Below are 13,717 nucleotides of genomic sequence, written 5' to 3'. Positions count from 1 at the left end.
GCAGGACAAGGGTTCTCGCCGCGTTGTAGTCATCATCAAACCAGGGATAGTCATTGTTTTACCTCGGGAAAAACGCAAAAACGCCTGCCCGTATCGTTCCCGCGGTGGGTTCGATAGGGACAAGCGTTGTTTTTTGTAACTGAAGTTCGTTCGTGCCGGCGTACATGTACTACTGAACTTCTGTCACACTTACATTGTCGATCGAGAATGGTTGATTATAGGACCTTGCTCCAATTTTACCGCTGCTAAACGTTGTATCCGTAACAGTGATTTTGGCTATACCGTTCACATACCCGGTCAACGTAGATCCGTTCAATTCCAGCTTCAGCGTGTATGTGGTGTTGGACGTGATGGAAGAATCGCTAACTTGGCTGAGCAGGGTAAAGGTTCCGCCCACTCGTTTGTATAACTGCACTTTGCCGGGCAGATTCAGCCTGAACATATAGAAGTTGTTGTTGTCGACGTAGCGGGCCAAAATACCCGATCCGGTGTCTATCGCATTATTGTTCAGCTTTATGTCCGCTTTCACAGCATAATTCGTCCACGAAGCATGCCCCGTGCTGGTGATGGCTTCATTACTTGAACTCGTTTGTTTAAGAACTTTTGTGCCGTCCGTTACCACTGACCAAGTACCGTTCACTGGCGTCCAGCCCGTGGAGTTCCCATCTTCGAAATCGTCGCTGAACAGCGCTGGCTGTGTGACGTGGAAATAATCAAAATTCGCTGTAAGCCCCGTTCCTGCAACAGCGAGCAAACCAACTTTGAGATCGGTCAAGCTGGCTGTTTGCGCCGTTCCGATCTGCGTGTACGCCATACCGTCTGCGGAATAGTACGCGCTGTAGCTGTTACCGCTTTTCACAAGGCGCAGATAGGATACTGTCGAAGCGATGGTATCGGCTACCTCCGTATGTGTGCGCACGCCAGCGATCTGCTTGTCGAACTGGAATTGATTCCCGCTGCCGTATAACCGGGTTACACGCAGATACGTAATATCATCCACATAGACAATCAATCCGCCTTGAGACCATTGGGAGGATGGCTTGCCGTCGAGCTTCGTTTCGATCGTCCAATCGCCTGCAGGCGCTCCGGTAAGCAATACGTTTTTCGCATCCGCTCTCCCCGCCAGGTCTCCCGCTTCGCCAATGATCTGCATATAGCCGGGATTCGCACTTAACGACCACTTCGCGTTATTCTCTCTGATCCACCGCCACTGTGCCGTCAACGTCGTGTTGTTGAATTCGTCGTTTGATCCCTCGACAAACACAGGTCCCGTACCGCCCGGCGCCGCACTGTACTGGTACAATTCCAGATCGTCGAAGTATACATCACCGGTGACGCTGCCTTTGTACAGGTAAATGGTCGCACTCGTATTCGAGCTGCCCGTCGTGAAGGTAAGTTCTTTCCTCGAAGATGTGGATGAGGTCACATGGACATCGATGGCGGTTCCACCGTAATTTTTCACACCAAACACCGCATCTCCGCCGCCCGCACTAACACCCCATGCATACAATTTATAGATTGTATTCGGATATAAGCCCACGACGGTTTGCTCGATCCCCGCGTTAGCTCCCGTCACTTTCGCCGCATACGTGCCGGAATGCGCGTTCACCGTGCCGATCGAGGATCCATTGTAATGATTCGGCCAATAGGTGAAATCCCCCGTTTCAAATCCGGGATTCTTCAGCAAATTCACGTCCTCCGGCGGCGTCGGCAGTGGCGGAAGGTTATTCGGGTCGAGCCCTGGTCCTCCGTACGCACCGATATTCGGAGCGGCTGCAGCGGATACCGTATTGCCGTAATAGTCTCTGCCGCCATTATTCGCTACCACTTTCCCCGTGCCAATCGCTGGAGACGTATTCAGCAGATTATAGCCGATTAAGGAATCTCTGCCGATCCCGCCGGAGCCAGGAGAAGCGAGCTGCGGATCTGTCGTGATTTTATACGGATCGGCCGGCTCTGTCGTCGGATGGTTGCCGTAAAAAACGTTATGCTCGAAGACATTGTTCGTGCTGGTGGCAAACGTGTAACCGCCCGTTCCTAAATTGTAGATGATGTTATTGTAGAAATACGTATTCTTAGCATACCCGCCCCAATTTGAATGGTTGATGACCTTAGCTTGCGACGCTTTAGGCAAATAGATGGTATTGTTGTACACCGTCGTCGTATCCGGCGTTCCGTTGAAGTTGAACACAGCGCCGCCGTCGTTCTGACTGACGTTGTAGCGAATGACGGTATTCGTGTTAAAATTACTCGTCACCGTGCCGTCGTTGACGACCAAGAAGCCGCCTCCAGCATTGTTATGGCTGTAGTTATATTGAATGATCGTTCCGTCGCTTTTATAATCTGCATCATAGGCCATGGCGTCACCGCCTGCTGCCGTATTATAAACCTCATTGAATTGAATCACATTGTTCTTGGCCGCAAATACCCAGAGCGGCACATGGTAACCGCTTGCTCTTACGTGAGTGTCATGGACAACGTTGTTCTCGATCAGACCGTTCGTCGTATTTAATACGAAAGCTCCATCGGCGGCTACGTCATAGATCAAGTTATTCGTCACTTTCAGATTCGAGGAATACGAGGTTTGGGCACCGTTCAGATAGATGCCAACACTGTCCACCGTATAGATTTTGCAGTTGTTGATCGTCACGTCAGCAACATGATAGTCCCAAGTCGTCCCCCAGACGATAATGCCGCCGTTGTGAGCGTAGTCCGTGCCGACATCGCCCTTCACGTTGTGAATGTCCAAATTTTCCAATACAAAATGCTGGTATACCTTCGGATTTGTCCAGGTACCGCTGCTGCCGTCCAGATGGATCCCTCTACGCACTCCTTTGGTCGCTGCATCGTTGGTGATCTCCAGATTTCGAATTTCCCACTGCTCCTGATTGTAAAAATAGAGTGTCGACGCAGCGCCGGCACCGGCAATCAACGGCTTGCTGCCCGTGCCGTACTTGTCGATCTTGATCGGACTGCCTGCCGTGCCTGAGCCCTGCGGTGACAGCGTGCCGGTCCATACGCCGCCAGACTTGAACAAAATCGAATCGCCCGGCTGGAAAGTGATGCTGTTTACTTTGGCAAGTGTCTGCCAAGGCGCCCCTGTGGATGTACCGGCATTCGCATCGTTCCCGCTAACAGCATCCACATAATACACGGTGCCCGCTGCATGGACAACAGATGGGCCGGTCAGCGGCATGAAGCACGCCACCGCCATAGCCAAAACCAGGATCATGCTGAAAAGCCTGACATTCTTCCACTTCACTTCATTTCCTCCTCACATGGTTTAGTTATCTAAAAAGCGGCTCTTTCATTCCTTTTCAGAGACCGCTTTCAAGAACGATCGATTACTGCATCACAATCCTATCGTAGTTTTTAGGGTTAATTTCAACCTTAGCTTCGTCGGCGAGCTTAGTTAAGTAGGCTGAATAGGCCGTGTCTACATAACTTTTCCGGACATCATTCTCGGCTTTGTCAAAGCTTTTATACCCGGATGCTTCCCGTCCCGTTATCTGAATAAAAACATATTCGCCTAGTATGGCTTCATCAAAGACACCGCTAATCTCGCCTGCCTGAAGGCCGCCGGCCAGTATGGAGAACAGTGTCGGTTGCGTTTTGAAATAGCTGCCGGCTGTATTCGCATTCAATTCTTCTTCGGTATATCGAATCGAATGACCAGCGCTATCGGCTTGCTGCACCTTAGCCGCTTCACTCATCGGTATGCCTTGATCCGCACGCTGTCGGATGGCATCCAGCCGTTTTTTTGCCGCCTGCTTCTGTTGATCGCCGCTGCCGCCTGATTGGGCATCTCTGTATGAGACCGAAATCTTCTGGAACCGAATCCTATCCTCGTCAATAAACTGGGTATCCTTCACCTGCTCATAATATCGCTTTAATTCCTCATCGCTCGCTTTCAGTTCGCTCTCGGACAGCATCTCTTTGAGATTGATCCGAAGCTTAGATATGTAAACATTTCGAAATGCGCTCTCATCCAACTGAACAGGACCGTAAATCGGTCGATTCGCTTTCAGCGCTGCTTCTCTTTGTCCATTCTCCTTGTCCATCTCGCGCTGTAAATCCTCATCAGAAGTTCCCTGGACCAGACCGTGCTGTTCAGCGAGCTCCAGTTCTACCTTAAACTTGACGATTTCGTCTAAGGCTTTCTTCTTAACAGCAGCCTCAGGCGTCTCCCCGTTGTAGCTAGTCTGCCAGAAATGACTACCGTACTCCGCTCCATACAAGCGGCGAAAGCTATCGATGACTGAAGCTCTTTGCCGCTCCAACTCGCTTCTGAACGCCTTCACGGTGACCGGGCTTCCGTTCACCTCCGCAACTAGAGCCCGATCGGATAATCGGCCCGCCAACGTCAAATAGATGGACAAGCTAGAAATTGAAATCACGGCTAGAATTGCAGCGATCTTCATTTTACGCTTCAACCTCATCACCCCGATTTCATCATATTACAGCGCTTACATTTGGATAAGAGATAAAGTTTTAAGATCGTATGAGAAAATGTTAAGATCCGAAATGTTTCAAAAAGAGCCCGTTTCCATACGAAAAGGCCCGCTGACCACCAGCGGACCCCCCGTTTATTTTTTCGTTTTTTGATAGGCTTCATTGACTTCTTTTGTGATATTCTCGCCGCCCAGACTCATCCATTCCTTGACAAAGTTGTCGAACTCGTCGACAGGCTTTTTACCGTAGATGATGCTCAAAAATGTATCGCCTTCCAGCTTCACCAGAATACCTTGTTTGGATTGCATCGTCGGCGTGCTCGATCCCATGTAAGCTTGCGGAACATAGATGCCCGCTTTCCAACCGTCATCAACAATGCGCGCGGCAATAAGTCCGTCTTTGACTCCCCCAGCCACTTTTTTCTCGGATGGCGTTACAGGCGTCTCCCCTCGGGCTATTTTGGCCCTGATCGTCATCCCCAAGAATGGATCTGTCGGTGCCATTAAGAAATACTTGGAAGGGTCCACTTTTCCACCCGGAATATCTTTGTCTATGGATGACAAGGTTCCGTCCGATTTAATCGTATAATCGTAATCCTTGAACCAACCGTTCACGAACTCGCTGTTCTCATCCGGATTGACCCCGGCAAATAGACGGTTCAAGTACAGGAACAAAGCATCTGCATGCTGGAAGCCTTTCTTGACAAGCAAACCGCCATTTAAGTAAGTGGTGTCTTTGGCCACAGCTTTACCGTTAAGTGTTGGGATCGGGTAGGGCTTCATGATGGATCCCGGGATATTTTTCTGCATATCCGTTTGCGGCCAGCCGGACATCCAGGAAGGCGCCACCACGACACCCACACGGCCTTGAGCAATCAATTCACCCAATTTATTCTCGTCTTGAAGCCCTGCTTCCTTGGAGATGTAGCCTTTGTTATACCAGTCCTTCAACTTAGCCAGACCGTCCTTCATCGCAGGCAGCGTCGAGCCATGCACCAGTTTGCCATCCTTCTCCAACCATTGGTACGGCACCGTGCCATAAGGGCCGAACACCCACGTCGTCTCGCCAAGCCAGCTCGCGAACGGATTCGGTGAAGAGCCGCCAGAACCGAAGCTGACACCGAGCGGAATCACGTTATCGCTGCCACCCGGCTTCTTGTCCAGAAAAGCTTGCATCAAGGTTTCCAGTTCTTCAAAGGTTGTAGGAGCTTTCATCCCCAGTTTATCAAGCCAATCCTGTCTGATCCACATGACCGCATTGTCGTTCCCTGCGGTTCTAAAATTCGGAAGCGCCATCTTCTTTCCGCCGATGGTAACTTGTTGCCAGTTCAGCGGGCTCGAGTTGTAGATTTGCTTCACTTTTGGAGAAGCATATTTCTCGAAGTCAGCCGTGATATCCTCATATTTACCCGATTGCATCAGCTCTTCCATCAACGCCCCATCCATGGTCATGAGCACGTCAGGCAGCGATTCATTAGCGGTCAGCATCAGCCGCAATTTCGTATTAAATTGATCGCCCGGCACCTGCCACAAAAATTTGAGGTCGATCCCCAGTTGATCGTGCGCCCATTTGGTATGAACGTTGTTTTCCATGGTCTCCCCATTTTTGAATTTCATGGTGGAATCCGTTGCTTTGACGGTTGTAATCGTCACCGGCGGATCAAACTTGTAGGTCCCCTGCTGTATCGCTTGGACTGCGGCTTCCTGCTGTGTGTTAGGCGCAGGCGAATTCGCTCCTGTCTTTTCTCCGGCATCGGTGCTTTCGGAACAAGCGGATAGCCCCAGCGAAAGCACAGTGACTGCCGCAAGCGCGATCATCGATATTTTTTTCCCCATCTTTTTCAACAACCTCCCCTTAAAATTGTGCTGTTCTGCTCCTTTATCTTATTACAGCGCTTACAGCCCGATAAGAGATAAAGTTTTAAGATGGCATAGAAAAATGTTAAGGTTTATGGGGTCAAGCGGTCCCTGTATTCCTGCGGCGTCACACCATAATACTGCTTGAACAATTTACTGAAATACGGCGGATTTTGAAAACCCAGCTCACTCGCAAGCTCATAGATCTTGATATCCGTCGTGCCAAGAAGTACCCGCGCTTTGTCCATCCGGTAGCGCATAATGTAATCGCTGATGTTTTCATTCATCTCCTGTTTGTACAGCGCGGATAAATAAACCGGATGAAGTCCGACATGGTCTGCGATCGTTTGCAGCGAAACATCATGCGCAAGGTGAGCTTCAATGAATCTGTGAATTTTGGCGATCAACTGGTTCTTGCCATCCCTAAACTCCCGCGTACTCCCAGCTTCAATGCCATCCAGCAGCTTGGTCGCCCACTGCAACATCCGATCCGAACGACTGAGCGTGCGTAAGTCCGCCGTCATATCTACTTCCCAGCCGGACAGCTCCAGCAGCGTCTTATTTTGAAGGTGCGCCGTATACAAGAATGCATTCATCAAAGTATAGGCGACCTCCATTGCATGCTCTTCCGTATCCAGCTGCTTCGCTTGCATCTCCTCCATCACAGCGTTCAGCTTAGCTCTCGCATCCTGAAAGCGTCCAGCCTCCAGAAGTTGAGTAAAACCTGGCGGACTGTACAGCGCAGACAACGATTTGGACTGAGCGCGCGGCTCCAAAGCCTTGATAATCACGCCCTGCTCACTTCGAGGAATTTTCCGGAACTCGTTCAATGCCTTGTAGTAGAGTTCCACGACTCCCTCGGGAAACTCCCCATGCTCGCTAATCAATACCGATATGCAGCCCTTCAGATACCCCGACACTTTCAGTTGGAGGTCGTGAACCGCTTTATCGAGCATTTTCTCCTTCTCCAAAGCAACTTCACGGTCTTTCTTCTTGCTCTGAAGCAGAAAAATCATATAACCGAAGGCGTCCTTACAAGTCCAGGTGTCATAATCCGCATGCAAAATTTCACAGGCAATATTGTGGACGGCGAATTCATACAGCAACGCATCACCCGGCGTCCGCCCGAATCCATCCTCCATGCGGATCATCATCACGGCACACTCGGAGCCCGTCATAAAGGGGAGTCCGTACTCGTGTATCCTCTCATTCAACGCGTTAGCCGACGTGCTTACCCCGGCGAGGAGGTCGTTCAATAAATTCGATTTTAACAGCGGCAGATTGACGTGCAAGGTTTGTTTGGCCTGTTCTAACGAACCGATTTCCTCCCACTCCTGCTGGATGACTGTTCTAACCCTGGCGACCTCCGCTAGCAATTCTTCGTCTTTGATCGGTTTAAGCAAATAGTTCACTGTCCCATACCGAATCGCCTGTTGAGCATATTCGAATTCCCCGTAGCCAGACAAAAGGATGCATTTCGTATGCGGATAGTGCTCTTGAATGTGCTTGCATAGCTGCAGCCCATCCATCCCAGGCATCCGGATATCTGTCACGACAATATCAATGGGCGTGTGTCTCAACAGCTCCGCTGCCTCCAGCCCGGAAGCCGCCTGAAACACCTGTTGCACCCCAATGCCTGGCCAATCATTGGCAATCATACTTTTCAGAATGACCGGTTCGTCATCTACCAGCAAAAGTTGTGTCATAACGGTCTCCCCCCTCAGCATCATCTTCCTCATCTTTCCAACTGAGCCTTACACACAAGCCTGATAACTGTTTCGAAGGCTCTATGCAAATACCGGCCCCAGGCCCGAATCGTTGTTTGAGCCGTTGATGAACGTTCCACAGCCCACAGCCAGTACTTTCATCCATGGGCTGTTCAAGACGGCGCATATACGCCATGATGCGATCTTCCGTCATGCCCATGCCGCTATCTTCGACTTGCAAGATATTCCACCCGGATGATTCGCGCCGTCCGGATATCCGCACACTTCCTCGCCCAGGCTTTGGTTCGATCCCGTGCATCACCGCGTTCTCCACGACGGGCTGCACAATCAGCCTCATGACCGGAGCGTCCAGCATGTCCGGCGGTACATCAATCTGGTAATCGAGCCTCTCGAGCCGCAGCGCGTAAATTTGCAAATAATGCCTGACAAGGTCGATTTCCTCTTTTAACAGCGGCATCTGATTCTCCACCCGGGTCGTGTAACGATAGTAACCGCCAAGATGGTAGGCCATCTCTTTGATCGTATCCGTTAAGCCTGCTTTCGCGCAGCCGGCAATGAAGGATAAGCAGTTGTACAGGAAATGCGGATTGATCTGTGACTGCAACTGCTTTAAGGTCGCCAGGCGGGAACGGTTCTGTTCCTCGTAGACATTTTGGATCAAATGCTGGATCTCCCGTCCCATATCGTTAAACCGCTGCATCATGTAATCAAACTCATTATGAAACCGCTTGTTGATCCGGAACGCATAATCCCCCATCTCAAAATGCTTCAAGCCCTTCATGATGAGCGAAATCGGCTTTTGCACGTGCAAATATAACAAATAGGACGCCACGAAACCAAGGACAACCAGTACCAACATGCTCGCGTAGAATAAGTTTCTGCTTTGGACAATTGGCGCGTGGAACACACTCAGCGGAACGTAGTCGATTAACCAGGCGTCAAGCGCCGGAAGGTAAGCATAGCTCAAATAGGTCTGCTCCCCCTCAAACGCCAAAGATCGGTGCCCGATGTCGCTTAATTCGCCTTGCAGCAGCGATGCGCCAAGACCGGCAACAGCTGTATCCCCTGTTTCGGAGTTCGAGAACACGTGACCTGACCGTGTCAATAGGAAGCAGCCGCCCGGACTTTCCAACTTGTAGTGCTGCAGCATTTTACGGATATTATCCAGACCGAATCTCACCTCATAGACCGCGTTGACCGGCGTTGAATTCTCTTTCGAGAAATACGGATCCCAAATCAGCAGTTGATAAAAAGGAGCTTCATTGCCGCTTCCCGGCTGAAATTGCCACTTGCCATTGGCGGCTTTGTCGAGGTCGCCCCCATTATAGCCCTCACTCAGATTCGTCGATATGCGGGTCTGCAGATCTGGCAAATAAACGGATATCGTATTCGTCCAGTTGCTGGAAAAACTTTGTAAATACAGCTTCTCTTTCAGCTGCATTTGCAGATCGATCATCCTGTAATAATCCTTCGTCAGCATACTTACTTGCAGGTTCAATACGGATGAGTCCCGCGTCAGCACACTGGAGGACAAGGCAAGACGTTCGGCGCCAAGTTCGATTTGGCTTTTCAGAAATAGCAGTTGGCTTTCGTTGTAATTCGATATTTGCTTATCAATCACATGAAAGCTCGTTTGGCTAAAATACGTGTAGAGAAGCACAATGGGAAGCAAAAGAATAAGGATAACCCCCGTTATTTTCACAAAAATCGGCCTGTTCCCTTGCATAGGCTTGCCCCCTCTTAGCCTTAAAATATTGATAGTCACCTTGAATATGTATTCTACAAAAAAAAACGCTTCCATCTTACAATGAAGTACATTAGACGTCAACGTGGGGCCCCAGAAGAGCAGGAGGAATCTGAATGAAGAATAACGCAATACAACCATCTATGACAAGTCCAGCAACGAAAACAAGCACCAAAAAATTTCGACCTTTTCGCAAAACATGGCGGCTTCACTTAATGCTGCTGCCCGCCTTCCTGGCCGCGCTCGTTTTTAAATACGCCCCAATGCCAGGCATCATCATGGCGTTCCAGAATTTTAAGCCCTGGCTCGGTATTACCGGGTCTGCCTGGGTCGGCTGGGACAATTTCCGCATGATTTTTACGATGCATGGGTCGGTGCAAGTCATTCTGAATACTTTGCTGATTTCCGTGCTTAAAATTGTATTCGGCTTGCTTGTGCCGGTTGCCTTCGCTCTGCTTCTCAATGAATTCCGAAACATGGCGTTGAAACGGACGGTACAAACGTTCGTATACTTGCCCCATTTTATGTCCTGGGTGATCTTGTCCGGCATTTTGCTCGATGTGCTCTCGCTGGATGGCATTGTCAATCGGCTGCTTACCTTCCTGCATCTAGAGCCTGTTATGTTCCTGGGCGATGGCAATTGGTTCAGGGTCACGGTTATCGTGAGCGATTTGTGGAAAGAGTTTGGCTTCTCCGCCATCGTCTTCCTGGCCGCGCTGTCGGGCATTAACCCGGATCTGTATGAAGCTGCCGAAATCGACGGCGCTGGCCGCGGCCAGCAAACGCTTCATATCACGCTGCCTTCGCTGCTGCCCATGATGTCTGTCGTATTCACCTTGTCGCTTGGCAGCATGTTAAGCGCGAACTTCGACCAGATTTACAACTTGATTAATCCGCTCGTGCTGCAGCAAGGGGATATTATCGACACATTCGTCTTCCGCAATTTCCAGGCGGGACAATACAGTCTGGCCGCGGCGGTAGGCCTGTTCAAGTCGGCCGTCGGTTTCATTCTGATCGGATGCGGCTATTACGGCGCCTACAAGTGGACGAATTACCGTGTTTTTTAAATTGAGTATTCGCGGAGGTAACCCTGATGTATTACAAAAATCCGTCCTACAAGGTCTTTTACGCGATTAACGTGACCCTTCTTCTTCTCGTTTCCATCCTCTGTATTTTGCCGATGGTGCATATTTTCGCCGTTTCCCTCAGCGGGAAATCGGCGGCCGAAGGGAATCTCGTCACCTTTTTCCCCATTGATTTCAACCTGGAAAGCTATGTGAAGACGTTTGAGAACGATAATTTTATCAACGCGCTGCGGATTTCCTTAATGAGAAGCGTCGTCGGCACAGCGCTCGGTATGATTGTAACCGTGCTGGCCGCCTTCCCTTTGTCTCGTAGCAGCATCGACTTCAAACCGCGCACGTTCTATGTTTGGTTTTTCCTTATCATTATGATTTTTGACGCTGGACTAATCCCTCACTACTTACTGATTCAGAAGATCGGATTAGTCGGCTCTTTCTGGGTATACATTTTTCCGCATCTGCTGAGTGTATGGAATATCATTCTCATGATGAATTTTTTCCGAGCGCTTCCGAAGGAGCTCGACGAAGCCGCCATTATGGACGGAGCTACTTCTTTTAAAATTTTGACCTCCGTCTATTTACCGATTTCCATGCCGGCGATCGCAACGCTTTCCTTATTTTCACTCGTCGGACAGTGGAACAACTGGTTCGATGGGATCCTGTATATGCGATCACCAGAACAATGGCCGCTCGCCACACTGCTGCAGACAATTATCGTTGCACAAGATTTGAGCAAGACCGGCATTGATTTCGAGGATTTGGAACTGTTATCAAACCGCGGGGTGAAAGCGGCTCAAATCTTCATTGCCATGCTCCCCATTCTCGCCGTGTACCCACTCTTGCAGCGTTACTTTGTCAAAGGCATTGTTCTCGGGGCCGTTAAAGAGTAAGCGCATAGATACGAATAAGAGGCTGACGTCGATATGCATCGACGCCAGCTTTCTTTTAGCATATCAGAACGTATATCCTCGAAGTGGCTCTATGCCATCAGTAAACGCTCCCGTCCTTGAAAGGACGGCGAAACCGTTTATCTTTGCCCGATTTCAAGCCACTCAATCCCTATGGGATTCCGCTCTGCCTGGATAACCAACTTCCCCCTTCCTGAGTTCGGAAGCTGGTTAGCTTTGAGCTCAATTTGCTGCCACGCGCCTTCTTTCCAATCGACTGCTACACGGCCGATTTCCTTCCCATTCACCGAAAGCTTCACACAAGCGCCTGCTTCTAGCATGGCCCCCATCTTCAAACGAACCGTGTACGCCGCCGATTCTGACCTTTCCATCGTAAAGTCATAAGCAAGCCAATCACCTTCTGCCAATTGAACAAACAGCCGCTTGTCGGTCTTCCCCTGTCCTTTCCAGTAATTAGGAAACATCTCCCCGCACTCGTAGCTGCGAATATCTGTGCCATCGTTCGTCCGAAATACCGACTGACGGTCCTCTCGCACCGCCGCTCCAAAGCTGATGCCCTCTCCTTGATAACCATAGAAGACGGCTGGAATCCGAATCGGAGCTCGGCGGAAAAGGGAGCGAACGACATCCTCGTGATAGACACAACGATCCAAAGGAAGACCTTCTAGAAACGACCACAACATGCGCTCAGCCGTGGCGGCGTCCGGACGTTCTCCACCCTCCAGATAGTCGATTATCAAATGCCAATCGGCCGGCATAGAGATGGAGCAGGGGGCATTGGAGGCATCCAGCTTCTTCCACGGCCAGAAATTCCACGAAATGCCGTGATCTTCGAAAAGCTGAAAAGCTCCGGCGTACCAATCCTTTCCGTTTTCCCCGCCCTCGCCCATAAAAATAGGGACGTTCCACTCGTCTCGCTTATCCAAATAAGGACGCAAGCTTTCTGTATCCGGAGCGCTCCAGTATTTATGAAATTGAAGCATCAGATTATCATCGATTTTTTCCGTAAAAATAGACCAGTCCGTCGCCCAATGAGCACCCTCCAGAATGATCAAATGACGCTGATCCACTTCTCGGATTGCCGAAACGATCTCCTTATACAGGGGAAGTAAACGGCTGTTATAGGTCGAAAACCAATCGGGCAGCGGCTCATTGAGCAGATCGTACCCCGCCACAATCCATTCGTCCTTGTACCTGTCTGCAAGAAACCGCCATAACTGGACGGTAAGTCGCCAACAGGCATCATCCGTAAAAAGATCAGGATGATCCTTTTCCGAATCATCAATATTCGTGCCCGTTTGTCCACCTGGCGCGCCATGCAGGTCCAGAATGACATAAAGACGATGCTCCTTGCACCAGTCGATCACCCTGTCGATATACGCTAGACAATTCTCTTTGATCTGCAGCGTTTCTCCATCCTTCAGCAGAAATCGCGCATTGACCGGGACACGTATCGAATTGAAGCCCTCCGTCGCAATCCGCACGATGTCAGCTTTTCCGATGTATCGCTCATAATAAAGCTCCCAGAAATGCTCCGCTTTCCTAGGACCCATTAAATCCTTGATCATTTGCTCAATTCTTCGCGGGCGATCCCCTTGCTGTGGAAACTTCCACATATATCCTTCTGGGAGCAGCCAATTGCCGAGTCCGACACCCCGCAGCAACACTTCCCTGCCTTCCCCGTTGACCAGCCTGGTTCCTTCCGCCCTCACAAAGCCAATAACATCACTTGCAAGTTGATTCTCCACAGATCCTCACTTCCTCCCCACGCTATCTGGCTAAAAAAGTAAAATGTCACCTTTATTTTATTACAGCGCTTACATGACTGATAAGAGATAAGATATTAAGATGATCTATGAATTTGTTAAGACAAAAAAACGCTTATCCACGTATCATCCCTCCGAAGGGGATGATCGTAGATCAGCGTTGTGATTTTTGCATGTAATTC

8 protein-coding genes are annotated in these 13,717 nt (G+C 49.9%); 2 read left to right on the top strand and 6 right to left on the bottom strand.

Annotated features, from left to right (window positions below):
* Window positions 1–169 precede the first annotated feature (169 nt).
* The 5 genes from ABE504_RS03265 to ABE504_RS03245 form a co-directional block, all read right to left on the bottom strand.
* Entirely contained in the window at window positions 170–3,262 is a 3,093-nt protein-coding gene (locus ABE504_RS03265) for a right-handed parallel beta-helix repeat-containing protein (protein ID WP_430084393.1), read from the bottom strand.
* A gap of 82 nt (window positions 3,263–3,344) precedes the next feature.
* Window positions 3,345–4,421, bottom strand: a complete 1,077-nt coding sequence (locus tag ABE504_RS03260) for a hypothetical protein (protein WP_430084390.1) — start codon at window positions 4,419–4,421, stop codon at window positions 3,345–3,347.
* Between the two features lie 165 nt (window positions 4,422–4,586).
* The gene (locus ABE504_RS03255) at window positions 4,587–6,287 is read right to left on the bottom strand and encodes a hypothetical protein (RefSeq protein ID WP_430084388.1); all 1,701 of its coding nucleotides are present in this window, start codon (window positions 6,285–6,287) and stop codon (window positions 4,587–4,589) included.
* Between the two features lie 113 nt (window positions 6,288–6,400).
* Complete coding sequence (locus ABE504_RS03250; protein WP_430084386.1) at window positions 6,401–8,014, bottom strand: response regulator transcription factor; 1,614 nt, start codon at window positions 8,012–8,014, stop codon at window positions 6,401–6,403.
* The gene (locus tag ABE504_RS03245) at window positions 7,989–9,761 is read right to left on the bottom strand and encodes a histidine kinase (protein ID WP_430084383.1); all 1,773 of its coding nucleotides are present in this window, start codon (window positions 9,759–9,761) and stop codon (window positions 7,989–7,991) included. The genes ABE504_RS03250 and ABE504_RS03245 overlap by 26 nt, the downstream gene beginning before the upstream one ends.
* A 161-nt stretch (window positions 9,762–9,922) precedes the next feature.
* Between ABE504_RS03245 and ABE504_RS03240 the strand changes: the two genes are divergently transcribed.
* Together ABE504_RS03240 and ABE504_RS03235 are read left to right on the top strand one after the other, a co-directional pair.
* The gene (locus ABE504_RS03240) at window positions 9,923–10,846 is read left to right on the top strand and encodes an ABC transporter permease (protein ID WP_430084756.1); all 924 of its coding nucleotides are present in this window, start codon (window positions 9,923–9,925) and stop codon (window positions 10,844–10,846) included.
* A 26-nt stretch (window positions 10,847–10,872) separates the two neighbouring features.
* The gene (locus ABE504_RS03235; RefSeq protein ID WP_430084380.1) at window positions 10,873–11,751 is read left to right on the top strand and encodes a carbohydrate ABC transporter permease; all 879 of its coding nucleotides are present in this window, start codon (window positions 10,873–10,875) and stop codon (window positions 11,749–11,751) included.
* Window positions 11,752–11,888: 137 nt separating this feature from the next.
* Here the strand turns inward: ABE504_RS03235 and ABE504_RS03230 are convergent, their stop codons facing one another.
* Window positions 11,889–13,517, bottom strand: coding sequence for a cellulase family glycosylhydrolase (locus ABE504_RS03230; RefSeq protein WP_430084378.1), 1,629 nt, complete (start codon window positions 13,515–13,517; stop codon window positions 11,889–11,891).
* Between the last annotated feature and the right edge of the window lie 200 nt (window positions 13,518–13,717).

Source organism: Paenibacillus oryzisoli, from assembly GCF_050467285.1.
GTDB lineage: Bacteria > Bacillota > Bacilli > Paenibacillales > NBRC-103111 > Paenibacillus_E > Paenibacillus_E oryzisoli_A.
Note: the sequence above shows the minus strand (reverse complement) of the source record. Positions and strands in the feature narration are given on the sequence as shown.

Excerpts from the sequence above, each read along its gene's own strand:
- ABE504_RS03260 (WP_430084390.1), bottom strand. The coding sequence starts at position 4,421 with ATGAAGATCGCTGCAATTCTAGCCGTGATTTCAATTTCTAGCTTGTCC.
- ABE504_RS03250 (WP_430084386.1), bottom strand. The coding sequence starts at position 8,014 with ATGACACAACTTTTGCTGGTAGATGACGAACCGGTCATTCTGAAAAGT.
- ABE504_RS03235 (WP_430084380.1), top strand. The coding sequence starts at position 10,873 with ATGTATTACAAAAATCCGTCCTACAAGGTCTTTTACGCGATTAACGTG.
- ABE504_RS03240 (WP_430084756.1), top strand. The coding sequence starts at position 9,923 with ATGACAAGTCCAGCAACGAAAACAAGCACCAAAAAATTTCGACCTTTT.
- ABE504_RS03245 (WP_430084383.1), bottom strand. The coding sequence starts at position 9,761 with ATGCAAGGGAACAGGCCGATTTTTGTGAAAATAACGGGGGTTATCCTT.
- ABE504_RS03255 (WP_430084388.1), bottom strand. The coding sequence starts at position 6,287 with ATGGGGAAAAAAATATCGATGATCGCGCTTGCGGCAGTCACTGTGCTT.